Source organism: Parasulfitobacter algicola (assembly GCF_013315265.1).
GTDB lineage: Bacteria > Pseudomonadota > Alphaproteobacteria > Rhodobacterales > Rhodobacteraceae > Parasulfitobacter > Parasulfitobacter algicola.
In genome coordinates this window covers 178,509-203,462 of sequence record NZ_JABUFE010000007.1, presented here as the reverse complement: position 1 = coordinate 203,462, position 24,954 = coordinate 178,509, and the positions used below count along the sequence as shown (strand labels likewise).

The following is a 24,954-nucleotide window of genomic DNA, read 5'->3' as shown; positions in this document are numbered from 1 at the left end:
ACAGCGGCGCGGTCACATTGCGCGATCTGGCCCGGCAGCTGAATGTCTCAGAACAGACCCTGCATCGCGCGATCCATCGGTATAAGGCGTAAGCGGGGTTTTGTCGCGTGCTGCATCTTGCAGTTGCATTTTATCTGCGGCTCTGCCACGTATCCACTATTGATGTGCCGAATTTGGTTTTAAGACAACACGGATTTTGAACAGTGCGCACAGGAACATATGACGACCCATGGGCGAAAGGGGAAAGTACGCAAGCGCGCTCTGGGGCGGATGCTCACAAGAGTTATCTGACAGTCGCGCACTTTAACGATATCCAACCGCTTGATGACCAGTTCGGCGTTGACCCTAAGAAAACCGTGCCGGATGCGCTGTATGAGCCGCTGTTTGGGCAGATCAAGGGCGAAGACCCGCGCCAGACCTATGCCATTCTGGATGCCTCGAAGATGATGGGCATGGCCGAGGTGCTGGGCAACTCTGGCCTGCAGCATAAGTGCCTGTTCAAGGGGCAGGCCTATGACGATCTGCGCGATGTCGCCCCCTGGATCGTCAGGCTGGCAGAGGACAACAGCTTTACCCGCCATTTGTTCACCCATGACCCTGATGATGATGTGCCCTGGTATCTGTGGGCCAAACGCCCCGGCCTCTATATCCGCTCGACCGCCAGCCTGGATCAGCTGTGGCAGCATTTCCGCAAGTTCACCCGGTTGCAGAACGAAGCGGGCAAGTGGTTCTATTTCCGCTTTTGGGAACCGGGTCCGATGGTGGACTATTTCACTGATATGGCAGCGGATAAAGGCCGGGTTGCACGCTGGTTCAACGCCTATGGTCACCCTGTTGAGGTTATCACCCCGTCTACCCATATCCGTCCGGTTCCGGAGTTGACGCCTAACAGCACCCCCTTGCGCCTTGGCACCATCGAACAACGCGCCTTCCAACGCCGCGCACAGTGGGAGGTAACAGACCAGATGGCGTTGGATTTACGGCGCCAATACCCGCAAGAAACCGCACAGATAACAGAGGCAGAACTGGCGGCCCGCACCGCGCGCATTGTCGCGCGTCTGCAAGGCTATGGGCTGCGTAACGGCGCGCATCTCTATATGATGGCTGTCTGGGATATCATGTACGGAGACGCCTATGAGACAAAAGAACCAAGCGGGCAGTTGCAGGCTATTTTAACCAAAACCACATCTGAAGATATTAAATTTGAAACATACAAGCGCACTCTATTAAGCGCCGAGGTTGCATAAATGAACACCAAAACCCCCGCCGAAACCCTGGCCATCAGCGAAAACTTCGCCGCAGAACGCTATCAGGGCAATATCGATGAAGCCCACATCAAACAATGCGGCCGTGACGTGATGTTGAATGGCTATTACGACGATATGCTGCAAACGCCCATGGCAGGGGCAAAGTTTCAATTCCGCGTCAATGGCGAGTTGATCAAAGAGGCACGCCTGAAAACAACACGTGATACCGGAGGTACGCCGGGTTTGCCCCTGAACGATCAACAGCTTGGTGAAGTCGGCACTTTTGTGGTCAAGGACGCACCAGAAGGGCAAATGGAATTTGAAATCGTGCCCGAAGCCACACAAGCGGACGTGGACAAATCTGTCAAAGACCTGCGCGAGCAGATCAACAAAACAGTGCAAAAAGTTGCAGATGACTATGCTCGTGATTGGCAGGTATGGAACAATGCCAGCCCCCTTGAACGCTGGCAATTGATGGGAACAACAGCCCAATCCGCCTATAGCGCGGGGCGCAGCAAATGGATCGATTCAGAAAAGGACTTCTTTGCCTCGCTCTATGATGCGGCAGGCGATGCATATGTTCACCTAAGTAATATGACGTGGGAAGAATTTGCTGAAAGCGCTATGAATGTCGCAGACGGCATACCGACGCCTCAAAAAGTCGCAAAAGACGCCGCACTCTATGTTTATAGCGGTGAAGCCGTTGAGGATGCGACCGCCCTTTACGAGGGCGGCAAGCTGATCATTGAAAATGCCCCGGCCATTGCGACGTTCATGAAAGACTTTGTGGAAGGCAACGATGACGGCGTCGAACGATTTATCATCGATACCTTACCCAAGCTGACCGATGATGCAGAGGGCACGAAATGGTCAGAATATATCCAAAACAGTTATGATGATATGCAGCTTTTGCTGGAAGTGGTCAGATCACCAGAGGTACGCGGCATGATCATCGCGGCGGTGCCCCTGTTGGCATCCGCCATCCCGCCACAGATCTGGCTGCAAAACGGCGTCGGCACCATCACATTCCTAAGCTATGAACTGGTTGTTGGCTTGCTGTTGGGGATGATGCTTGCGGCTGGTACAGTGGCGTCTGGCGGCGCGGGCGCGGCCCCCTCTGTGGGCGTGATAACGCTGCGGGCGGCGAAGCTGGCACGCTATGGCAAGCAAGCCAAGCAGTTCATTGAACGCATGTATCAACGCCTTGAGGGCATCTGGAACAAGATCATCGCCTTTGCCCTGAAAAAACGCGCGCAGGGGCGTGCAATGTCTGGAATTGTTCTCACTGCGGCTCGCACTGCAGCCAAGCGCGCTGCAGTGGTCAGCGCCCGCAAGCGTAGTAAAAACGGTCGCCGCTGCACCGTCTGCGGTGAGAAACTGAAACGTCCGCATCCCAAGCGATCACCCAGTTTGAAGGGTGTTGTCGACCGAAAAACCGGGGATACCGGCCCCATCCGCGCCAGAGCTGCCGCTGATCCAAGCCACCCCATGAGCCAGGGCATTATAATGCAGGCACACCACGTGGTCTCTGTGCAGGGTGTGAAAGAAGCCAAGATGAGTGCCAAACTGAAACGATTGGGCTATAACATCCATGTGCTTGAAAATCTGTCTCTGATCCCATCAACCATGCAAGGAGCCTGTCATTTGGGATGTCAGGTGCATAAGAGCGGGCATAAATTTGGTGATTACGATTATCATGAAGAGGTAGCAAAAAGATTAGAACCTCTTCGACAGCAAATTAGAAAAAGCAAATTCTGCGATAACAAAACGCCTCAGGAAATACAGGCAAAGGTTGATACAGAAAGTAGATATATAATCAAGTATATATCAGTTTTCAGAAGATTTTTACTGTCACGATATTATGCTTCCTTCCGTCCGGGTAACCCTGTCGGATGTGGCGGTGTGGATGCCGGCCCGAAACATAATCCGGCGGTGCCATGTCCCTCTGGGCGCAGTCATAAAAATAATCGAAACGGCCCAGGTCAGGCGCGCGAAGATATCAAAATAGCCGCCAGCAACAGTTATCAATTGGAGGTGGGACGATGAACTTTGGGCCCTATGATGATGAGTACTATTACGTTAAAAAAGACAGGCGCCTTTCACCGGATGATCCTGATCAAAAACCAGTTTATATTGGTGCTGTTCCGAAAGATGAATGGACGGATAATAATCGAACTGGATATACAAATAATCCAAATCAAATTATGAAATTTGAGCCTAATATTTTAGAGACACGGATTGAACAGGATCATCCCGGTCAGATCGGTGATCTGAATGATGCAATTAGTGGCTTCCTTGTCCTTCCTTGGGTGTACGACATGCTGCGTTTTTTCCCGATACGGGGAGTGCAGTGGATGCACGCAGTCTATTACGACATCTATGATCAAATCCACGAACCGATGCACTTCATGAAGTTCTACGAAATGATGGATTATTGGAGCCGAGAACGATCAACTCTTCTTTTTCCATATGACGAAGATAATCCCGACGAAAGAGCTGAAATTGATCAATTGTCCTTAGATGAAAACAAATTCAGTGTCATCCCAGAAGATGAAAGATTGGCGTTTATGCTAGGAGGTACTGGCTTTCCTGATATCTTATTTCACGCGCGTATTGCCGAACCCTTGATCGAAAAAGAAGCCAAAGGTGTTCGGTTTTTCAAGATCACCAAATATGAAGATGGGATGGAATATCAATAGGTTGAAGGATTACAACCGCAGGTCGGCCTTAGTCCTAGCTGGCTGCAGCCTTTGCAGTCCTTCAATTGGAGGTGGGGCGATGAATTTTGGACCTTATGATGATCAATATTATCACGTGTTTGCTGATTACCGAGCAGACGAAAATGGACGCCCTACATTCATAGGACCCGTCGAAAAGGACAATTGGTCGATCAGTGACGCTACTAACTATACTGAAAATCCGTCTCAGATTATGAAATTTGAAGCTGATTTTTTAGAACAACGTATTGCTGATAATCATCCCGGGCAAATAGGCGATATGCACAAACACATGAGTGGGTTTGTGGTTCTGCCTTGAGTCTATGACATGCTGCGTTTTTATCCAACTCGCGGCGTGCAATGGATGCACGCGGTGTATTACGACATTTATGACGAAATTCACGAACCGATGCACTTCATGAAGTTCTATGAGATGATGGATTATTGGAGCCAGGAACGGTCTGAGCTTGGTTTCGAATTTGATGAAGACGATCCAGATGACGATGCTGATATTGATCGTCTATCTTTAAATGAACATAAGTTTAACATTATCCCAGAAGACGAACGGTTAGCTTTTATGTTGGGTCGTGTTGTTTCCCCTAAAATCCTTTTTCACGCGCGTATTGCCGAACCTTTAATAGAAAAAGAAGCCAAAGGTGTGCGGTTCTTCAAGATTACAGAATATGAATTTGGCATGGAACTCCAATAATATTTTACAAATGCCTGATCAAAGTGATTACACAAAACATTCCCGCAGATCGGCCTTGGCCCTTATCGGTTACGCCACTCCTATTTAGGCGCTACGTGCTTATTCCAGTAAGTATCTATGTATGTAGTGACATCTTTAAGTATCCTCCAGCCCATTGTGATCATTTACTACAATCACTGATTGATTTCTTGGGATGCCATTAATTGTTACATGTCATTGAGCGTGAGAACCCTTATCAGGTGTATTGATGCATAGTCGATGTTCGTGAATTTATGTTCTGTCATATTGAACACTGAGTAAGGTAAAAGCTTTGGCCATGCTATTGGAAATGCCAACATTTGATACGTCCAGGCCAATGAAAAATAGCTTTTCAGCACATTACTTGCACAAGCCTCAACTTCGAATTACTCATCCAGCGCATTAATCGGGCCCGAGATTTCAACGATCATCGGGTGCATATTTTTTGGCGCACTGGCTTAGAGATTATGCCATTAACGCGCATTTTTGAGTGCCCTCACATCTTAAATTTTTATGTAATAACTAATATTTCTACGCTACAAAACCGCATCTGAATTACAATCAAAAGATGAGACCCGTAATCATTATTTTAGGTATCGATGGCATCGATCAACATCAGACTGAAGCAAGATCGATGTTAACGTCGCTCAATATTCGTGGACTTGATACATCTTGCATCTAACGCTGAATAAATATTTACAAGAGATAATCATGACCAAGATGAACTATCCCAGCCAAGTTTTAGTTCATCGTCATTTAGATATGGCGGTACATGCTGTTGGCTTGATTTTGATTGTGATTGCGGGAAGTGTATTGATCTTCAAGGCCATTGGCGAAGTTGAAAACAGTCTTGTGTTCGCAGTTGTGGTTTACGTGATTTGCGCGCTGACATCCAATTTAGCGTCTTGGGCATACCATTTTCTATCATCGCATGATCACCGTAAATTATTAAGACGCATTGATCATGCAGCTATTTATCCAAGTATTTCAGGTACATTCACGCCCTTTTTCGTTCAGGCTGGTACGACTTTGACAATGACTCTGCTCTGGGTTTGTTGGGGACTTACGGCATTGGCTGTTCAAAATAAAATCACCAACGGACAAGTTAAATCGCGCTGGTCTACGGCATCTTATCTTGCGTTAGGCGGAATTGGCTTGTTCGCTTTGATAGACTTAAAAGATGCCCCAACAGCAACCTTGTGGTGCGTCGCAGCAGGTGCATTCTGCTATGTTATCGGAATAACGTTCTACGTTCGGAAGTCCATGCCATTCAGATATGCTATCTGGCATAGCTGGGTTAATTTTGGCGGAATGTTGATGTTTGCCGCGATTTGGGTGGCATTGTTTCAATAAACCAAATATTTCTAGTGCCCCGGTATTGGTTTGCGCTTAAAAGAAACGATTTGTCTTGAAATGTGATGTCGCAATGTAGCTTTTTCCATAGGATATAAATCACGCGATATGGGTCAAAATTGTCGTTCTAGCGTTACGAATTAGTTTTATATCATATGCGACAAACACTGCATATTGCGGGGGTTGTCAGGGCGAAAACGCCATATATAGTTCAAACAGGTATCAGGACGGTTTTTTGTTCTGGTGTATACGGGCAAGCAAATGAAAAAATGGAGTCAGCCCCCATGGACGGAGATTTCAGGACAGAGTTTGTCCGGGAACCAAGCAAACTGAAACACCACCCTGCGCTGGTCCTGAATGCTGACTATCGCCCGCTTAGCTATTACCCTTTGTCGCTTTGGCCATGGCAAGAAGCTGTTAAGGCGGCATGGTTGGAACGTGTTGATATTGTTGCAGAATATGACGAAGTGGTGCGAAGTCCGTCGACGCAAATTCGAATACCATCAGTTGTAGTTCTGAAAGATTATGTGAAACCACAAAAGCGCGTCGCCTTCACGCGCTTTAATCTTTTCTTGCGCGACGAATTTTCCTGTCAGTATTGCAGTGCCTCGGGTGATCTGACGTTTGATCACGTTATACCACGCGCGCGTGGGGGAATCACAAGTTGGGAAAATGTTGTTGCGGCCTGTTCAAAGTGTAACTTGCGCAAGGGATCCAAAAGTCTGCGGCAATCCGGTTTAAGTCTGCGAAAACCGCCGCGACAGCCGGGTGCAGAAGAATTGCGCAATATGGGGCGTAAATTCCCACCCAATTATCTGCATGGCAGTTGGGTCGATTTTCTGTACTGGGACGCAGAGTTGCAGGCAGAATAGCAGACTAATTCAGCTGTCTGGCCAAGGTGCAGAACTGCTCAATCGTTAGTGTCTCGGCACGGTCTGTTGGTGTGATATCAGCCGCAACAAGGCGATCCTCTATATCAAGTGCCAAGCCTTTCAGGGAAGACCGCAGCATTTTTCGCCGCTGATTAAAAGCCATCGCAACAACCCGCGACAAAACTGCGGGATCGGCTGCATAACGGGGTTGGGGCAGGGCGGTTAGATGCACAACGGCCGAGCTAATTTTTGGTGGTGGCGTAAATGCTTCGGGTGGCAACGTCATCACGATGCGGGCGTCGGCGCGCCATTGCGCAAGGATCGCCAGTCGGCCATATGCTTTTGATCCCGGCTTTGCGACGATCCGGTCCGCGACTTCACGCTGAAACATGAGTGTCAGACTGTCCCAAAATGGGGGCCATGTAGGCGGCGTTAACCAGCGCACCAGCAGCTCAGTCCCGATATTATAGGGCAGATTGGCGGCTATACGAATTGGGGGCGTCAGATGATCCAGCGGATTGATGTCCAGCGCATCGCCATTGATCACATGCAGTCGGTCGGGATAGGTTGCAGCAATTTCAGCCAATGCAGGCAGGCAACGGCTATCTTTTTCAATGGCAAGCACACGACGCGCACCTTCAGCCAAAAGACCTCGGGTCAATCCGCCCGGGCCAGGACCAATTTCAAGCACATCACAATGGGTCAGATCACCTGCCTGACGTGCAATTTTTGCAGTCAAATTTAGATCAAGTAAGAAATTCTGACCAAGGGATTTTTTGGCAGATAATCCATGTGTTGTAATCACATCGCGCAGGGGTGGCAGGGTGTCTATTGTCGGCATCTGGACATATGATCTGCAAGTTTCAGCGCTTCAATCAAGCTGGTTGCATCGGCGATACCTTGGCCTGCGATATCAAAAGCTGTTCCATGATCGGGCGATGTGCGAATGAAGGGCAGGCCAAGTGTCACGTTCACACCGCCTGAAAAATCCAATGTTTTTATCGGGATAAGGGCTTGATCGTGATACATGGCAATTGCAACATCATAGGTATCGCGCGCGGCTGCATGAAACAGTGTATCTGCCGACAACGGCCCACGGATATCGAAACCTTCTGTCTTTAAGGTCGCGATAACAGGTGTAATCAACTGTATGTCTTCGTACCCCATCGTCCCGCCTTCGCCTGCATGCGGGTTCAGTCCTGCGACGGCAATGCGTGGCGCGTCGATCCCGAAATCTTGGCGTAGTGCAGCATGGGTGATCATCAAAGTATTACGCAAAAGATCCTGGGTCAGCGTGGTTGGAACCTGGGCCAACGGAATGTGGATTGTCGTAGGCACGACCTTCAACGCATTGCAGGCCAGCATCATCACAACACGTTCAACGCCAGCTAATGCGGCCAGATATTCGGTATGACCTGGATACGCAAAGTGTGCGCCATCTTTCAGTGCCTTTTTATGAATAGGCGCCGTACACAGTGCGGATGCAGCGCCCGATTGAACCAGTTCAACACCGCGCGCAATGACGTTTATAACATCCTGCGCATTTTCGGCAGACGGATGGCCAGCTTGCGCCTGAACCGGAAAAGAATGTGCTAGAACCGGCAAGGCCGATGCGCTTACGAACATTGCCTCGGCAGGATCAGAGATTTCGCGAACGGGTGTATCTGCGGGCAAGTGTGACGCATCACCAATATAGAAAAACGGAAGCTGCGCCCCAAGAGTACGCCATGCTTTTGCGGCGATCTCGGGTCCGATCCCCGAAGGTTCACCGCAACTCAGCGCAATCGGGGCCTGCGTCATGGGGTTACAATCACCGCATCTGCGCGAAGCTCGGCCAGAAATCCTTCGGATAGGGATGCAATGCGTTCGTTAACCAATGCGTTTCGGATGGCCTCGCGGTTGATTTCCTGACCTAATTCAGGCGTTCGACCACACAGCATCAACAACATCAGCGCGTCTCCACGAGTGAGCGTTGCTGATACTTCACCCGGATCCAGCTTTGCCAGTTCCATCCCAACGTCTTGCGGGATTTCTGATGGCGGCAGCACCTCGCGTTCCAGACGTTCTGGTGGCAAGTCTTTGGCGATACTAAAAAGATCATCACACGTATCGATCTGGGCACGAATACGGGCCGCTTCGGATCGAGCCGCATCGCTGTCACCACCAGCAATATAGAATGTCGCAAAATCAAGTGCGGCGATTTCAGGCTGCTCTGCGTCTGTTTCTTCAATTGCGCGCAACTGGAAAATCAAGATAGCATTGGGGCCAACAACGGGTGCGCTGATTTCACCGGGTTGCAATGACAAAACGACCTGGCGCAGCTGTGGTGGCAGGTTAGACAACGGTAACCAATCCAGACGCCCGCCACGGGTCCGCGTCGGTGATACGGAAAAATCGCGTGCGGCTGCGGAAAAGGCGGCTTCGGTTGTGATCCGTTCAATCTGCTGGACACGTCTTTGGGTTTGATTTGCAAATTGGGGCGTATTGGGCAGCACGATTTCGGTCAGCAAGACCCGCAATCCCCCCCGGTTTGAGGCAAGCGCGATCCGGCGATCAATTTCATCTTCGCCCACTTGTGCACGCGGCCCAAAGCGCAGTCGTGCATAATTTCGCCATCCCAGACCAACTTCGACAAAATCGCGGAAGGTTTCGCGATCAACGCCAGCCTGTCCAAGCGCACGGGTAAATTGTTGTAGATCCATATTGGCCCGGCTTGAAAATTCTTCCATGCCGGTTTCAATTTCTTCGTCAGTCAAGGTGATCCCGGCCGCAGCCAGTGCATCTTGCTTTAACCGGTCTTCGATCAAAATGTTCCGCGCCAATTCTTCGTTGGCCCCGGGGGTACGCAGAACGGTCATAAAACGCAGTCGCTGGCTTAATTCGTATTGTGTAATTACGCGATCATTGACACGAACGGCCGGCGAAAAAGGGTTTTGTGCAAAGGATGGCAGTGCAAAAACAAAAGCCACAATAACAATAAGAGTGGATGTAATAGGGCGCATGAAAACGGGTTTCCTTGCTTTCTTTTTTATCTACAGCTTCGCGCTTTTGAGCGCTTTGATGATCCGCCTGTGCTGAAGCCTGTCAGGGCAACAGTCAAGTCAAAATCAGTTGTCGGGCGCACACTATCTGATGATGTGAACCTGCGCGAGAGGGAAAGACCAACAGCAACACATTCATTTTCATAAGTCAGGCCAAGGGCTGCGCGTGCGGCACGATCGGCAACAAAATCATAGCGCCAATCGGTTGTTCCGGACCAGTTTCTGTTTATCAGAAATCCTGCGTCCACGTTCCATTCTGATATGGAATCTGGTCGATCTTCGGCGATTTCTTCGTCCAACCAGATATAGCTTGTGCCAACATTTAATTGTTCACTGATCCAGTCAAGCCTGGTTTCATTTTTGCCAAGACCCAAGTCATCATCCAGTATGGTACGGTTTGTGAACGTCAGGTTGTCACCTATGGCAAACTGCGCCACAGCCAGCCAGTCAGATGCGCTGCCAGACAAGCCCGAGGCGTCTGTAAATTGCCCTAAATCTTCGGTGCGATAACTGCGCGCCAAGGTCAGGGCTATCGACCAGTTGGCTGGGTCATAGCGCGTATAGGTACCCCCAAATGTTGTCCGCATCCCGCGTTCATAGGCGTCTGTACCGGGAAAGCGGCTAAGGGAATACAGATTGCCTTCGTCCAATTCGGCACGTGTGCTGTCTTCGTTCGGGACATCTTCTGTGTCATCGTCTGTCCAGACGATCTGTGCAACCGGTTCAACGACATGGCGCACGCCATTATGTGTGGTTTGCGCCAATGGCCAACGTAACTCAGCGGCCAGATATGGGGTCAGACGTGTGACCATCTCGTCCTCGAAATTGGCCTGATCGTCACCGATGATATAATAATCCGCAAACATTGCCACGTCCGTTCGGCCCACGACACCCGGACCGAATGTCCAACTACGGTTCCAATGCGCCCGTGCAGATGCGCTGGTGACATCACGACCAACAACGTCCTCATCGGAATAGCGATAATGGCTGTGAACTTCTGTGGTCAGATCAAGAATGCCACCAAAAGATGATGGCGTTAATCTGCGGGTATAGCTGATGTCCGACAAAAGCGGTGGCAAGGTAGAATTGCCTTCGTCTTCGCGCAAAGATTGGAACTGAGTGATCCCGGCGTAAAAATTTTCATCCCGCACCGTGCGTGTCAGGGCAAGTTCGCTATCCAGTCGGTCGCGCGACGAAAAGCCGTAATCCAGAAGATATGCATCATCGCTGGTGGTTTCGATATCGAAAATCAGCTTGAAATCACGTGGCAGATCAAATTGCCCTTCGGCAAACAGATAGCCCCGGAATTCGCCAGGCCGCAAATCATCGTCGGTGACGGCCCCATTCATGATCAAATCGCCATTACGAAACGCCTGACGGTATCGGCCCTGCAATGTGCGGGTCGAAGGCGACAGATAGGGGGTCAGGGTAATATCCTTATGATCGCCGATCGGAATAAAGTAAGGCACTTTGATCCCAAAACCCAACTGGGTGGTTGATCTGTACTCTGGCGGAAGAAAACCGCGTGTACGCTCAACAGACGGATCAGGCAATCGTAGACGCGGCAGGTAAAACACAGGGACATCAAGCACAAGCACAGTGGCATCTTCGAAATAAATCTGCCGCTCTGTTTCATCATGAATAACGTTGCGCGCCCGGATTTGCCACAATGGCGCGTCATCCTGACCACAAACCTGACACGAGGTCGCAACAACTTTGTACATTTGCGTATAGCGCCCATCAACACGGGTGATTTGATTTGCAGCCAGTTGAAGTTTTTCTTCAAACACAATACGCGCGCCGGTTAAAATGCCATTGCGAAAGCCCTGATCCAATTCGGCGCTATCGGCCATGATGATCGTGCGGTTTCCATCAATCAATGTGATGGGCCCCTCAATCGTGAGTGTTTCAGTCGTTTGATCATAGATCACGCGCTCGGCCTTCAATCGTTGGCCATCCTGGAATACCTCAACGTTTCCTTCAGCAATTAGACGGGTTTCACCTTGTAAAAGGACACGATCAGCAACAAGTGTTGCGGCCTCTTGGGCGATGGCAGGGAACAGGGTTGTACATAACAAAATGCACACAACAAAAAACTGACGCATCAACCATCCTCTAGGTGAAACAAAAGGCCCAGAGACAGGCAAATCGCGGATATCGGAGGTGCCCAGGCCGCCAGTAAAATCGGGATTTGTCCACTTTCACCCATAATCTGCGCAAAATTCCGAATAATATACAGACCAAACCCCATCATAACGGCCATCAGAACCATCAAGCCGGTCCGACCAAAACGCGTGTGCCGCATCGTAAATCCTGCGCCGACCAATACCATCGCGACCAACAAAAGCGGCATTGCAAGTTCCATTTGAAACCACATGCGGTGCTGGTTTGCCGCAAACCCGGCGCGTTCAAGCGCTGCAATGAAGGAAGGCAATTCCCAGATCGGAATAGCACTTGGTGTGCCAAAACTGTCTTGTATGCTGTCGCGCGTCAGTTCGGTTTCAACATCCAATGTCTCATAAAGGGATGATGTTCCTTCGGGGTTTTCGCCACTGTCCAAGCGCCAATCTTTGACGCTTAACAGCAACCACGCCCCGGATTGCAATTGCGCCTCGGCGGCCTCAATCCTGCGGGTGGGGGTGCCGTCAGATGTAAAGGTGATAAAAGTGACATCCTGCAGGATCGTCCCATCCAAGTTGGCGCGGCTGGCGCGGATCACCGTTTGCCCCTGCGCGCTGCCCTGACGCAACCACAGGCCTTCGGATGACACAGACAAAACGCTTTCTTCACCACTGCTATATCGTTGCGATTTCAATTCGTATTGTTTCTGGGTCGCAGCCACAATCGGGTTGAAAGCCGCCAGCGCCACACCGCCAAGAAGCAATGCGACAATCACGGGTGAAATAAGCGACCGCATGGCAGACCGGCCAGAGGCACGCGTGACAACCATTTCACTGCTACGCGCGAGCGATAAAAACAGCATCAACGTGGCCAAGATCACAATAAGCGGCAATATCCGGTAAAGCCCCGTGGGCACATTCAATAATGTCAGCTGAACGATTTCCGGCAATCCAACCTCGTCCGTGTCAAACCTGCGCAACTGTTCCACCAGGTCCAAAAGGGCAAGCATCGCAAAAAAGACGCCCAATACGATCAGAAAAGACATTATGAATTTTCGGGCGAAATATAGGTGCAACTTCATGCGGTTGCTCTTTTCTTGAAAAGCGTTGGTCTGCTGCTGATAAACAGCATCAACCAGGCGGCTGCAAACCCGAAAGCGGCGGGCACATAAATTATCGGCCAAAGCTGCGCGTTTTTACTGACCGTTTCGGTCACGGCGCTTTCGATCAGTTTGATCACGATCAGCAAAAAGACCGCAAGCAGGATCTGCTTACCCAAACCGAACCGACTGAAACCGCCCAAAAGCAGGGTGGTAAACCCCAGTAAAGCCGCGACAATACAAAAGAGGGCTTGCGCAATACGGCCGTGACCTTCTTTTGCGAAAGCCCCGGCACTTTTTCGCGTTACCGTCAAATTTTCCTCTGATGGAAATAGCAGCGCCATCGTTGATAATTCATCGACAGACAACCGTTTGCGTCCCCCTGATGTAATCAGTGCGCCGATATCATAGGCGAAATCACGAAAACTGGTGGTAAACAGGCGCTGGTCTTCCTGTTGCAATGTTTGTGCTAGGCCGTCGAACATCACCAGCTTTGGGCCCGTATCCCCGCGGACCAAAAGCGCGCTTTTTGCTGTATAGGTTATGGTTTCATCGTCACGTGTGGCGTCAGACAGAAACACCCCCTTCAATTCACCAGCGGGTGAAATTTCGCGGATATAGAATGTAATTCCGCTTGATGGGTGCAGAAATGTTCCTTCGGTTAACAAACGTGCCGTGATATTTTCAGATATCTCGCCTGTGCGTTCTTCCAATCGGGTAATACTGGCAGGGACCAGAAAATGTGTCAGAATCGACATCATCAATCCGACAAAACAGCCAAAGATCAAAACAGGGCGGGTCAGTCGAAAATTTGAAAAGCCCGTGGCCTGTACAATGACCAATTCGCTTTCTGAACTCAATCGGTTGGTGGCATAGACTGATGCGACAAAAGCTGCCACAGGCAGCACAATTCGGATCACATTGGGCAGTGACAACGCTGTGAATTCCAGGAAAACGCTGGCCGACTGACCATCCGCGATTAATCTGTCAAACAAAATGACCGCCCGATTGACCCAGTAAATCATCACAAGAATCAATGCGAAAAAGCCAAATAGAACCATCAATTGGGACAGCATGTATCTGTCAAATCGTGCCAATTTTCTGTCCTTGGATCATTATCAATAGGCAGACATTAGACGAATGGCACAGCGGGGAAAACTGCAATCTGGTCAAGGCGGGTCTCAAAGGCTAGGTATTGCGCAAAGATTTTATGAAAGAGAGCCCAGATGACACAGCCCATCCAGATTGATTTCACCGAAACCAACATTGATCGCATTGCAGAAATGACTGGCCGTGTGGTCGTTTTTGTGGGTGCAGATGGTAAGTTGGGTCAAAATGCAAGACGGGTAAACCGGTTGACCAAAGGCGCCTTGGGGCGGTTTGTGGCCAGTGATCAATTTGCAGATATGAAGGCGGGTCATGGCAAGGATCTGGCTTTTCCCGTTGGCCTGAAAGCTGACGCGTTGCAAATCATCCGTCTGGAACGACGCCCAACGTTGGAAGATGCGCGCAAAGCAGGGGCGACGATTGGCAAGTCCCACGGAAAATCCCCGTTATTCATTCTGGCGGGCAATTGGCAAAAAGTTGAACAGATTGCCTTTGGTGCCGCACTTCGGGCCTATGAATTTGATGACCATAAGACCGGTGATGAAAAAACATTTGGCAAGGTTGAGGTAATGGCAAACAAAGCGGATGATGTCGCCGCCGCAGCAAAACCACTTATGTTCGTGGCGGAAGGTGTGTTTTTTACCCGCGATCTGACCATGGAACCGGCAAATGTCCTGACGACGACAGAGTTCGGCGATCGTCTTGCCGCCATGAAAGATATCGGCGTGAAGGTTGAAGTGCTGGAAGAACCTGAGTTGGAAAAACTGGGCATGCGCACGTTGCTTAGTGTAGGGCATGGCAGTGACAGCCCATCCAAGGTCGTAGTCATGAAGTGGAATGGCGGCGGGGATGAGGCACCGCTTGCGTTGGTTGGCAAAGGGGTTGTCTTTGATACCGGTGGCATCAGCTTGAAGCCCGGTGCTGGCATGGAAGACATGACCATGGATATGGGGGGCGCCGGTGTTGTGGCGGGCGTCATGCGCGCGATTGCTTTGCGCAAAGCCAAGGCGAACGTGGTCGGATTGGTTGGCATTGTGGAAAACATGCCATCGGCCCGCGCGACGCGCCCAGGTGATGTTGTGAAATCCATGAAAGGTGACACGGTCGAAATCATCAACACCGATGCTGAAGGCCGTTTGGTTCTGGCGGACGTGCTTTGGTACGCGCAAGATCGGTTCAACCCTTCTGGTATCGTGGATCTTGCGACCTTGACGGGTGCGATTGTCGTGGGACTGGGTCATCACAATGCTGGCGTTTTCTCAAATGATGATGCTTTTTGCGACAGCTTCTTGAAAGCTGCCAAACTTGAAACCGAAGGCGCATGGCGCATGCCGCTTGGGGCCGATTATGACAAGCAGATCAAAAGCCATATTGCGGATATCAAAAACGTTGGCGGCCGCGATGCCGGGGCGGTTACGGCTGCGCAATTTCTGCAGCGGTTTATCAAAGATGACATGCCTTGGATCCATTTGGACATTGCAGGGGTGGCCAGCGTGAAATCCGAAACCGCCTATGCGCCCAAAGGGGCGACAGGCTGGGGTGTTATGGCGTTGAATCGCTTGATTGCCGATAAATACGAACAGGGCTGATGGGCGCTGTTTTCTTTTACCACCTGACGCGCCAACCGCTTGAAGTCACTTTGCCCATGCTTTTGGGCAAGGCGACCGGGGCAGGGTGGCGTGTTGTTATTCGCGGTCAGCAAACCGACCGCATCGAGATGTTAGACCGTGTTCTTTGGATCCGCGATGATGGATTTATGCCTCATGGCGTTGCAGGTGGTCCCTATGACTCGGATCAGCCAATTCTGTTGACGACTGCGGATGATATCCCCAACAGCGCGCGCTGTCTGATGGCGGTCGATGGGGCAGATGTGGCCGCAGATGAAGTCAATAAGATGGAACGGGTTTGTATTCTGTTTGATGGCAACAATGAAACCGATCTGGCCCGCGCGCGTGTTCAGTGGAAAACCCTGACCGATGCAGGCTGCGCGGCGCAATACTGGTCCGAGGAAAGCGGCCGGTGGGAAAAAAAAGCTGAAAGCGGTGCTTAGATTTTTATTTATCGGGATGTGTTAGCGCGGCTCAAGCCCCTTTAAAGTCGCGCTGCCAATCGCGCCAATTCTTCGATTGCGGCCCAGTCGTTGGTTGCAACTTTATCTTTCGGAGCAACCCAGCTTCCACCGACGCAGATTGTGTTTCCAAGTGCCAGATAACCGGGTGCGTTTTCTGGCGTCACGCCGCCAGTGGGGCAGAAACGAACCTGCGGAATTGGTGCGCCAATGGCTTTCAGGGCAGGGGCACCACCCGATGCTTCGGCCGGAAAGAACTTTTGTATGCGATAGCCGCGTTCCAAAAGTTTCATTGCTTCAGTCGCAGTGGCAGCACCGGGTAACAATGGCAGATCTTCGTCTTCGCAAGCCTGCAGCAGTGCATCCGTTGCACCGGGCGACACGCCAAAGGTGGCCCCTGCCGCTTTTGCTGATTTAATATCACCTGGTGTTAAAAGAGTACCAGCCCCCACCTTGTTACCGGGTACTTTGGCCATCTCTGCGATCACCTCTAACGCAACAGGCGTGCGCAAAGTCACTTCAAGTGCAGGCAGACCCCCTGCGATCAGGGCTTGGGCCAAAGGGCGGGCGTGGCTGATGTCATCAATCACCAAAACAGGCACGACGGGCGCCAGCCGGCAAATTTCTTCGGTTCGTTTACTTGCGTCTTGGGGGGTCATATCAATTTTGCCTTATACAACGACGCCAGCGCCGTGGGTTGCCAGCCCGACATTCTGGCGGAAAACCTCGAACAGCTCACGGCCGACGCCTGCGGTGTTATCAGATAGATCTGGTGTCGCAGGCGTGCGTGCCTCAACCCCTGAGGTCAAGACATCCAGCGTGCCAGCCACTGCATCAACACGAACCAGATCACCGTCTTGTAACTTGGCAAGCAAACCGCCTTTGGCCGCTTCGGGACTGACGTGGATTGCCGATGGCACTTTGCCTGACGCGCCAGACATGCGCCCATCCGTGACCAGCGCAACTTTCAAGCCCTTGCTCATCATGACAGACAATGTGGGTGTCAGGCCGTGCAGTTCCGGCATTCCGTTAGCGCTTGGTCCTTGAAACCGTACCACGACGACTGTGTTTTCCGTAAATTCACCCGCTTTGAATGCCGCTTTGACAGCGTCCTGACTTTCGAACACGCGCGCTTTGGCTTCTATTACATGTAATTCAGGTGCGACGGCGGATACTTTCATCATGCCGTGGCCCAGATTTCCGATCAGCTGTTTCAACCCACCGGTTTTCTGAAACGGGTCTGTTGCGGGGCGCAGAATTTTATCATTTTGTGTTTCACCGGATCCTTTTTGCCAAATGACGCGACCGTCCTGCACTTTGGGTTCTTGTGTGTAATCAGCAAGCCCGTCGCCTGCGACAGTTTTTGTGTCAGGGTGCAAAAGCCCGCTTTCCAACAAATCACCGATCATATAGCCCAGACCGCCCGCGGCATGGAAATGGTTCACATCGGCTAAACCATTTGGATAGACTTTTGCCATCAATGGCACCACATCGGACAGATCTGCAAAATCCTGAAGATCCAGTATAACACCAGCTGCACGTGCCATGGCTGGCAGGTGAATGACCAGATTGGTTGACCCGCCCGTCGCCATTAGTCCGACAATGCCGTTCACGAATGCCTTTTCATCCAGAATATCTGAAACGGGGCGGTAATCATTGCCAAGGGCTGTGATTTCAAGCGCGCGTTCGGCACCAGCAACAGTCAACGCATCGCGCAAGGGGGTATTGGGGTTCACGAATGACGCGCCGGGCAAATGCAGCCCCATGAACTCCATCAGCATCTGATTGGAATTGGCCGTGCCGTAAAATGTACAGGTCCCGGGGCCATGATAGGATGCCATTTCTGCCTTCATCAATTCGTCGCGACCGATTTCACCTGCGGCAAATTGTTGGCGTACCCTGGCTTTTTCATCATTTGGCAGGCCCGACACCATTGGCCCGGCAGGCAGGAAAAGACTGGGGATATAGCCGAAAGTGGCCGCTGCGATGACAAGTCCGGGGACAATTTTGTCGCACACACCCAGATAAACGGCAGCATCAAATGTGTTATGCGACAGACCAACACCAGCGGCAAGTGCGATCACATCACGGGAAAACAAGCTTAGTTCCATCCCTGTTTGGCCTTGGGTCACGCCGTCACACATGGCAGGCACACCGCCCGCGACCTGTGCTGTGGCGCGCACATTGCGAGCGGCCGTTTTGATCAATTCAGGAAACCGTTCAAACGGCTGATGGGCCGACAACATGTCGTTATAGGCCGTCACAATTCCAAGGTTTGGCGTTTGTTCCGATGCCAGTGCATCTTTATCATCACCCATCGCGGCATATGCATGGGCCTGATTGCCACACGTCAGATGCGCGCGGCGTGGCCCTTCGTCAGCCGCCCGCTTCATCTTGTCCAGATAATGACTGCGCGATTGTTGGCTGCGTTCTTTGATCCGGTCGGTCACGGCCTGGATGGTTGGGTTCAAAGACATTGGCTCTCCGTTTAGGATCGATGTAGCTGATAGCGCTAACTTAGGTTATTTTACAGTAGAGTTACAGTGGAAAATAGCGTGTACCCGTTTTCGGCACGCAGGTCTTTTACAATTCCAAATTCCACATATCGATTAGTCAGTTTGGCTTGGCAGACAAGGTTATCACAAAACGATCTTTTCGTACCGTGAAAAACACCCTAAGCACGGGGCATGACAGATCAAACACGCCCCATCGTCCGCCTTCGCCCAAAAGTTCAGGCCCGAAATATTCGCCATGGTTTTCCGTGGGTTTACGCAAATGAACTGGTCACCGACCGCCGGACCAAAGCATTGGAACCCGGCGTTCTGGCGCAATTGCAGGATGCGGACCGCGTCCCGCTTGGAACGGTGACCGTGAACCCGAAATCAACACTGATCGCGCGAATGCTGGACCCAGATCCAGATGCTGTGATTGATCAGACTTGGTTTGAAGCGCGGATCGCACGGGCGTTTGAACATCGCAACCGGATTTACGACGCGCCGTTCTATCGTCTGATCCACGCAGAAGCAGACGGTTTGCCCGGTGTCGTGATTGACCGTTTTGGCAATCTGGCTGTGATCCAGCCGAATGCGGCTTGGGCTGATCGGCTTCTGGACCCGTTGACCAAGGCTTTGATTGCGATAACCGGCGTTGAAACTGTGATCAAAAATGGCACGGGGCGAACCCGAAGTCTGGAAGGTCTGAGCGAAGATATCACAGTCCTGCAAGGTGACGCACCCACTGATCCCATTGCGGTGCCCATGAACGAAGCTGTTTATATGGCGGATGTTATGGGTGGTCAGAAAACCGGTTTGTTTTACGATCAACGACCAAATCATGCATTCGCGGCAACCTTGACCAAGGGCGCGCGGGTGCTGGATGTGTTCAGCCATGTGGGTGGGTTTTCACTGGCAGCGCTAGCGGCAGGTGCTAAAAGCGCGCTGGCCATTGACGGATCTGCCAATGCACTGGCCTTGGCCGAAAAAGGTGCTGCGGAAAGTGGGTATTCGACGATATTTTCGACCCGCAAGGGTGATGCGTTCGACGCTATGGCGGGGTTGGCGGCCGAGGATCAAAAGTTCGAACTTGTGATCTGTGATCCACCTGCCTTTGCACCGTCCAAGCAAGCACTTGATGCGGGCTTGCGCGCCTATGAACGGGTCGCAAGACAGGCCGCACAGCTGGTTGCGGCAAACGGGTATCTGGTTTTGTGTTCATGCTCGCACGCTGCTGATTTGACACAATTTCGCAAATCCTGCGTGCGCGGCATCGGGCGGGCAGGGCGCAGCGCGCAATTGATCCACACCGGCTTTGCTGGTCCGGATCATCCATTGATGCCGCAATTGGCCGAAAGCGGATACCTAAAGGCGCTGTTTTTTCGGTTGCTGGAATGAGGGCGCTGTTGGATGCCTGTGTATTGTATCCAACAGTCATGCGGGAAATTCTGCTTGGCGTCGCGGTGCAGAGCCTGTTTCAGCCCCGATGGTCAGATCGCATCTTAGAAGAATGGGCGCGGGCCGCTGCACGGATTGAACCTGCGCAAGAACAGATTGCACGGGGTGAAATTGCTCTGCTGCGGGCGAACTGGCCGGATGCGACAATTCCCACGGCACCCGGACTTGAGGCACGATTATGGTTGCCAGACGCAAATGATATTCATGTGCTGGCCTGTGCGATCAAAGGGTCTTGCGACACAATTATTACTATGAATGCAAAGGATTTTCCCAAAAATATCTTGGCCGAGGAAGGTTTAAATCGCCACGATCCCGATGGATTTTTGCGCGATCTTTGGCAAACACATCCCGACCAGGTGGCAAGCGTGGCAGAAAATGTGCGTCAGCAAGCTGAAACCTTGTCCAAACAGGATTGGCCTATGCGTAAGCTGTTGAAAAAGGCGCGCTTGCCAAGGTTGGCAAAAGCCCTTTTGACGGCATAGCTTTATGCTTTTGTAACAGTCGCAGACCAGCGCGCATCTAGTGCACGGATCGCCTTGATGCGTTCGTACGATTTGGGGTGGCTCATCAACCAGGCTGGCATTACACCGGCACCTGATTTTGTCAAAACCTCAAGCTTTTCAAACAGCGATATCTGTGGTTCGACGCCAAGACCGATCTTGGTCATCAGTGCCGCGGCATAGGCATCGGCTTCGTATTCGTCACTGCGCGACATACGGGCCGCGATCAGGCTGGTCAGAATATTTGCAATCCAGATGCCAAGACCGGGAATAAAACGGCTGAAAATCATGGCCAGCGTCATGCGCAAGGCATTTTGGCCCGAAAAATCGATCATGCGACGCCGGGAATGCCCAAGGGCCACGTGACCCAATTCATGCGCAATCACGCTGGCCAGTTCGGTATCCGTTACTTCGCCCTGTTGATATTTCTTGTAAAACCCGCGTGTTATGAAAATTCGACCATCGGGGGCGGCCAAACCATTCACTGGCTCGATCTCATAGATAAAGACTTTGACACGTGGCAAATCCAATGCATCTGCCATGCGATCGGTGATCTTTTTCAAGCGTCCATCAGCAAGTTCGGTGGATCGTTCATCCAGTTCACGTTTCGTGCGCGATACAGACAGTTTGTACATCAACACGCCGTACAAAACCGCAGCCAGAATGGGGATGAGAAGTTTTATCATAATGAAAGATATGGCATGCCTGACAGATTTTGCCAGCGGGTCATGGATGAAAATAAAGTGAAAGTGCAGGCTTCTGTTGCCAGGTGCCTGCGAACCCCGCCTTACGCTGCTAGGCGCAAGGGCTTAAATTTCAGTATTCCGCACAGCTTACGCTGCGAGGGCTACTGGAGCTTTGTTGTCATTTGCAACTAGCTTATTGTGTACCGATAACGGTGGTAACTCACCGAAACAAAGCTAACCCCTTTAGACGTTCGTCGATCCTATTTCGACCCCATGACCGCCAAATGAACGGGTATTGGTGGAGTCGCCGGGTACCGCCCCCGGGTCCGATCCGCTTATTACGAGCGCGTTTATGTCCATAGTCCCGAAGGACAATCAATTATATAGCGACAGTCTTCGGGGATTTAAAGGCTTTTGGTTGCCAGGGATCGCGTGAAATTGCTTCGCGGATGACCAGTGTGACCAAAAGGAAGCTGACATAAAGCAACAGATACCAAGACCCCAGTTTGGCAAAGCGCACCATTTCGAGCTGTGATTGCCCGGCATAAAGCCAAGTTCCTGTCATTGTGCCGATGTTTTCTGCGATCCACATAAAGAATGCTGTCAAAAAGGCCGCAAGGGGCAGCGGCATCCAACGCGGGGTTGATCCAATGTAAAACCAGATCCGCGTGCGCCAGAACAGGATCAGCGTGGCGGCAAAAAGGGCGTATCTAATATCGATTGTGAAATGATGCAGGAAGAAATTGGCATAAATGGCGATGGCCAGCAGAACTGTCGTCCAAAATGGTGGATAGGGCGCAAAGCGCATGTCGAAAATCCGGATCACGCGAGCCATAAAACTGCCCACTGCGGCGTACATAAAGCCAGAAAACAGCGGAACGCCCATCAGCTTTATATACCCCGGTTCCGGGTAAGCCCATGATCCTGCATGGATTTTAAAGATTTCCATGATTGTTCCAACAATATGGAACAGCAAAATCACTTTGGCTTCGCGCCAGGTTTCCAGTTTAAAGACAAGAAAACCGATCTGCAGTGTTATGGCGCAGGCAAATAGAAAATCATAGCGATAGATCGGCCAATCATCCTGCCAAATCAGCGATGTTACGATGATCAGAACCAACAATAGCCCGCCGAAAAGACAGGCCCATGCCTGTTTTAGAACGAACAGGATAAGTTCGGAAATATAGGGATGAAGACGCTGCCTGAACCAATCGCCAAGCCTGCGTTCAATAGAAAGGTTTTGTTTCACTTTGCCCTGTAATATTCTGATTTTATTTTATATTCTCAATCGAACAGCATCCGATACCAATATCGTCCCCAATGATGTGCAGACCATAAAGACTTTCGGACATGCCGTCCGAGCACCGACCAGGCAAAATGCGTATTATGCTTTTGCCGCTGTCATTTGACACATTGATGTTCATACCATAGAAATTTTGCAGATATTGCGCAGGAGACGTGCTGTTTATCTGAAATATGGCCTTTTTTTCATTAATTTGGTGGGTCAAGACCAATGTGCCGTCACTGGGGGTCAATGTCCAAAATGGCTCTGTTCCGAAACACTGCAGACCTGCTGGTAAATTGTTTTGATCCAGCGCAATCGGTTGGTTCTGCAGGTAAGCCAGTGATACCCAACCGGTTTGGCCTGCCATGTTGACCTGCGCCCATTTACCTTCGGGACTAAATCCCACGACCTCAATATCTTTGGCCGTGGCATCATAACGCCCCAGAATATCAGAACTGGCATCAGGTGCGGCCCGGACATTCAACTGATCATCAGATGCGACACCCTGTACCTTGAAAAGTGCCGGTAACATCATTTGCGGCTGATCTGCGAATAAGGGCAGGGTGAACAGCAAGGTAAATAGTAAAATGCGCATGACCGACCCTTTGGATGTAGTGCGCATAAGTCATACCGAAAGCGTGTGATGCTGACAATCGGGTTAGATATTGATCCCGATCAATACCGCGCCCACAGAAATTTCACAGGCAAAAAAGCCCCATTTCTTTGTTGTAGCACCATCCAGCACAATAGATGTCAGACGTCCGATTGACGCAAATCCCCACGCAAAACCAATCATTGCATAAGCGGCTGGTGTTGCCAGAAACAGCGCACCCACGCCAAGCCCCACGAACAATGCGCCCGATGCTGCGCGCACTTCGGACATTCCCATCGTGCTGTCGCCACGCTGCAAATCGACAACTGACATAGTATATTTGGGCGCAAGCCAGCCAAACATGCCTAACGCAATGCTGAACACTGCCAGTGATATGTTAATAACCTCGATCATTCCGCCCTCGCTTTCTAAGTTCTATACGTGCAAGGGGGGACATTGGTTCACGGTTTTTGCATTTGCCTGAATTTATATCATCAGATCAATCAAAAACCCTGCCCCGGTGTCCTCCCAAACATACCGGGGCAAGGTAGGCTCTAAAAGCCCGCCTTTATCCGTTCAAACATCTCGACCTGCTTATTGCGCAATTCTTCTGATGTTGGAAGCTGCGCCAGAACAGGTGCTGTGATCGGCCCCAAACCAACGGCGGTCAGATCATCGTCACTGAACGCGGCCATGGCTGCGGCGTTGGCATGACCATACCCTGCGTCCAACAAGGGTTGGGTTGAGGATGGATCCAGCATGGCGTTGATATAATCATAAGCTTTGTCTTCAACGCCTTCGCCATCTTTCAGATTGACATAGCCGCATAGCCAAAGGGACGATCCTTCGGCTGTTTCGCGTTCAAACCCTATTGGAAAGCCCTGGTCGACCATGGTTGGCAATGTTTCATTCCAGGCCCAGGCCAAGGCAACTTCACCAGTTGCCAAAAGTTGTGATAATTCGGCAGGATCGGTCCAATAGGTGCGCAGATTTTGATGGGCCTGCCGCAACCAGGCCGTCGCGGCCTCAAACTGTTCGTCGGTCGCTTGGGTCCAGTCGGACACGCCCGTGGCCAAATACCCAAGTGCATAGCTGTCAGCGGCAACGTCCGGTAATGTGACACGGCCCGCATAAGCGGGATCCAGGAATATATCCAACGATGGGACGCCTTCGATTTCATCCGTGTTATACGCGACGGCGGTTGATCCGTAATCGACGGGAATGAAATACACATCACCACCCGTGATGTCTTGTCCTGCCAAGTCTTTGTTAAGATTTGTGTATTCCGGAATGCGGCTGATATCCCATGGCTCTAGTATATCGCTTTGGGACCATTTAGTAACAGAGTCCCCGCAAATATGCGCCACATCGGCCCGAAAACCGGATCGCACTTTTTGAAAGGCTTCCTCTTCATCACCAAAAAACGCAAATCGCGGGCTGGCGCCATGTTTTTCGATATATGCACTGTGAAAATCGGCATTTTCAAAGCCAGAATAGTCGAAAACAAGTAAATCGGTATCTTCCGCAAAACCAGCCGTTGCCGTCAAAATGGCAGCTGTGCTTAGAAAGGCAGCAACTCTCATCTTATC

24 protein-coding genes and 1 other RNA gene are annotated in these 24,954 nt (G+C 51.0%); 11 read left to right on the top strand and 14 right to left on the bottom strand.

Annotated features, from left to right (window positions below):
• Positions 1 to 203: 203 nt before the first annotated feature.
• From HRQ87_RS13065 to HRQ87_RS13035, 7 genes are all read left to right on the top strand, one after another.
• The gene (locus HRQ87_RS13065) at positions 204 to 1,247 is read left to right on the top strand and encodes a DUF4123 domain-containing protein (protein ID WP_174138877.1); all 1,044 of its coding nucleotides are present in this window, start codon (positions 204 to 206) and stop codon (positions 1,245 to 1,247) included.
• Positions 1,248 to 3,293, top strand: a complete 2,046-nt coding sequence (locus HRQ87_RS13060; protein ID WP_174138876.1) for an AHH domain-containing protein — start codon at positions 1,248 to 1,250, stop codon at positions 3,291 to 3,293.
• On the top strand, positions 3,290 to 3,946 hold the full coding sequence (locus HRQ87_RS13055) for a hypothetical protein (protein ID WP_174138875.1): 657 nt from the start codon (positions 3,290 to 3,292) through the stop codon (positions 3,944 to 3,946). Before HRQ87_RS13060 ends, HRQ87_RS13055 begins: the two co-directional genes overlap by 4 nt.
• A gap of 79 nt (positions 3,947 to 4,025) precedes the next feature.
• Complete coding sequence (locus HRQ87_RS13050; protein WP_174138874.1) at positions 4,026 to 4,283, top strand: hypothetical protein; 258 nt, start codon at positions 4,026 to 4,028, stop codon at positions 4,281 to 4,283.
• Positions 4,284 to 4,292: 9 nt separating this feature from the next.
• Positions 4,293 to 4,673, top strand: a complete 381-nt coding sequence (locus tag HRQ87_RS13045) for a hypothetical protein (RefSeq protein ID WP_174138873.1) — start codon at positions 4,293 to 4,295, stop codon at positions 4,671 to 4,673.
• A gap of 729 nt (positions 4,674 to 5,402) precedes the next feature.
• Positions 5,403 to 6,044, top strand: coding sequence for a PAQR family membrane homeostasis protein TrhA (gene trhA / locus HRQ87_RS13040; protein ID WP_174138872.1), 642 nt, complete (start codon positions 5,403 to 5,405; stop codon positions 6,042 to 6,044).
• 284 nt (positions 6,045 to 6,328) lie between these two features.
• A complete protein-coding gene (locus tag HRQ87_RS13035; RefSeq protein ID WP_174138871.1) occupies positions 6,329 to 6,916 on the top strand; it encodes an HNH endonuclease in 588 nt (195 codons plus the stop codon).
• A gap of 4 nt (positions 6,917 to 6,920) precedes the next feature.
• On the opposite strand, the gene rsmA is transcribed toward HRQ87_RS13035, so the two are convergent.
• From rsmA to lptF, 6 genes are read right to left on the bottom strand one after another with little or no spacing between them, the layout of a single operon-like run.
• On the bottom strand, positions 6,921 to 7,757 hold the full coding sequence (gene rsmA / locus HRQ87_RS13030; protein ID WP_174138870.1) for a 16S rRNA (adenine(1518)-N(6)/adenine(1519)-N(6))-dimethyltransferase RsmA: 837 nt from the start codon (positions 7,755 to 7,757) through the stop codon (positions 6,921 to 6,923).
• A complete protein-coding gene (pdxA, locus tag HRQ87_RS13025) occupies positions 7,745 to 8,716 on the bottom strand; it encodes a 4-hydroxythreonine-4-phosphate dehydrogenase PdxA (RefSeq protein ID WP_174138869.1) in 972 nt (323 codons plus the stop codon). Before pdxA ends, rsmA begins: the two co-directional genes overlap by 13 nt.
• A complete protein-coding gene (locus tag HRQ87_RS13020) occupies positions 8,713 to 9,918 on the bottom strand; it encodes a peptidylprolyl isomerase (RefSeq protein ID WP_174138868.1) in 1,206 nt (401 codons plus the stop codon). The genes pdxA and HRQ87_RS13020 overlap by 4 nt, the downstream gene beginning before the upstream one ends.
• Before the next feature lie 26 nt (positions 9,919 to 9,944).
• Positions 9,945 to 12,062 carry an LPS-assembly protein LptD gene (locus HRQ87_RS13015; protein WP_174138867.1) on the bottom strand — a complete coding sequence of 706 codons (2,118 nt, stop codon included), beginning with the start codon at positions 12,060 to 12,062 and terminating at the stop codon, positions 9,945 to 9,947.
• The gene (gene lptG, locus HRQ87_RS13010) at positions 12,062 to 13,159 is read right to left on the bottom strand and encodes an LPS export ABC transporter permease LptG (protein WP_174138866.1); all 1,098 of its coding nucleotides are present in this window, start codon (positions 13,157 to 13,159) and stop codon (positions 12,062 to 12,064) included. The genes HRQ87_RS13015 and lptG overlap by 1 nt, the downstream gene beginning before the upstream one ends.
• Positions 13,156 to 14,274, bottom strand: a complete 1,119-nt coding sequence (gene lptF / locus HRQ87_RS13005) for an LPS export ABC transporter permease LptF (protein WP_246252231.1) — start codon at positions 14,272 to 14,274, stop codon at positions 13,156 to 13,158. The genes lptG and lptF overlap by 4 nt, the downstream gene beginning before the upstream one ends.
• Positions 14,275 to 14,403: 129 nt before the next feature.
• Here lptF and HRQ87_RS13000 point away from each other — a divergent pair, with 129 nt between their 5' ends.
• Positions 14,404 to 15,873, top strand: coding sequence for a leucyl aminopeptidase (locus HRQ87_RS13000; RefSeq protein ID WP_174138865.1), 1,470 nt, complete (start codon positions 14,404 to 14,406; stop codon positions 15,871 to 15,873).
• Positions 15,873 to 16,334, top strand: a complete 462-nt coding sequence (locus tag HRQ87_RS12995; protein ID WP_174138864.1) for a DNA polymerase III subunit chi — start codon at positions 15,873 to 15,875, stop codon at positions 16,332 to 16,334. Before HRQ87_RS13000 ends, HRQ87_RS12995 begins: the two co-directional genes overlap by 1 nt.
• Positions 16,335 to 16,375: 41 nt before the next feature.
• Here HRQ87_RS12995 and eda read toward each other — a convergent pair whose 3' ends face one another.
• Both eda and edd read right to left on the bottom strand, forming a co-directional pair.
• A complete protein-coding gene (gene eda, locus HRQ87_RS12990; RefSeq protein ID WP_174138863.1) occupies positions 16,376 to 17,011 on the bottom strand; it encodes a bifunctional 4-hydroxy-2-oxoglutarate aldolase/2-dehydro-3-deoxy-phosphogluconate aldolase in 636 nt (211 codons plus the stop codon).
• 12 nt (positions 17,012 to 17,023) lie between these two features.
• Positions 17,024 to 18,829 carry a phosphogluconate dehydratase gene (edd, locus tag HRQ87_RS12985; protein ID WP_174138862.1) on the bottom strand — a complete coding sequence of 602 codons (1,806 nt, stop codon included), beginning with the start codon at positions 18,827 to 18,829 and terminating at the stop codon, positions 17,024 to 17,026.
• A gap of 210 nt (positions 18,830 to 19,039) precedes the next feature.
• Between edd and HRQ87_RS12980 the strand changes: the two genes are divergently transcribed.
• On the top strand, positions 19,040 to 20,242 hold the full coding sequence (locus tag HRQ87_RS12980; RefSeq protein ID WP_174138861.1) for an RSP_2647 family RNA methyltransferase: 1,203 nt from the start codon (positions 19,040 to 19,042) through the stop codon (positions 20,240 to 20,242).
• Complete coding sequence (locus tag HRQ87_RS12975; RefSeq protein WP_174138860.1) at positions 20,239 to 20,784, top strand: RSP_2648 family PIN domain-containing protein; 546 nt, start codon at positions 20,239 to 20,241, stop codon at positions 20,782 to 20,784. The genes HRQ87_RS12980 and HRQ87_RS12975 overlap by 4 nt, the downstream gene beginning before the upstream one ends.
• A 2-nt stretch (positions 20,785 to 20,786) precedes the next feature.
• On the opposite strand, the gene HRQ87_RS12970 is transcribed toward HRQ87_RS12975, so the two are convergent.
• The 6 genes from HRQ87_RS12970 to HRQ87_RS12945 all read right to left on the bottom strand — a co-directional run bounded on the left by HRQ87_RS12970 (position 20,787) and on the right by HRQ87_RS12945 (position 24,948).
• Positions 20,787 to 21,488: a M48 family metalloprotease gene (locus HRQ87_RS12970; RefSeq protein ID WP_174138859.1), complete on the bottom strand. Its 702-nt coding sequence runs from the start codon at positions 21,486 to 21,488 to the stop codon at positions 20,787 to 20,789.
• Positions 21,489 to 21,550: 62 nt separating this feature from the next.
• Positions 21,551 to 21,901: a transfer-messenger RNA gene (gene ssrA, locus HRQ87_RS12965) on the bottom strand.
• Positions 21,868 to 22,737: a DUF817 family protein gene (locus HRQ87_RS12960; protein WP_174138858.1), complete on the bottom strand. Its 870-nt coding sequence runs from the start codon at positions 22,735 to 22,737 to the stop codon at positions 21,868 to 21,870. The genes ssrA and HRQ87_RS12960 overlap by 34 nt, the downstream gene beginning before the upstream one ends.
• Before the next feature lie 22 nt (positions 22,738 to 22,759).
• Complete coding sequence (locus HRQ87_RS12955) at positions 22,760 to 23,368, bottom strand: SH3 domain-containing protein (protein WP_174138857.1); 609 nt, start codon at positions 23,366 to 23,368, stop codon at positions 22,760 to 22,762.
• A gap of 63 nt (positions 23,369 to 23,431) precedes the next feature.
• Positions 23,432 to 23,779 carry a DUF4345 family protein gene (locus HRQ87_RS12950; protein WP_174138856.1) on the bottom strand — a complete coding sequence of 116 codons (348 nt, stop codon included), beginning with the start codon at positions 23,777 to 23,779 and terminating at the stop codon, positions 23,432 to 23,434.
• Between the two features lie 140 nt (positions 23,780 to 23,919).
• A complete protein-coding gene (locus HRQ87_RS12945) occupies positions 23,920 to 24,948 on the bottom strand; it encodes an extracellular solute-binding protein (protein ID WP_174138855.1) in 1,029 nt (342 codons plus the stop codon).
• Positions 24,949 to 24,954 lie beyond the last annotated feature (6 nt).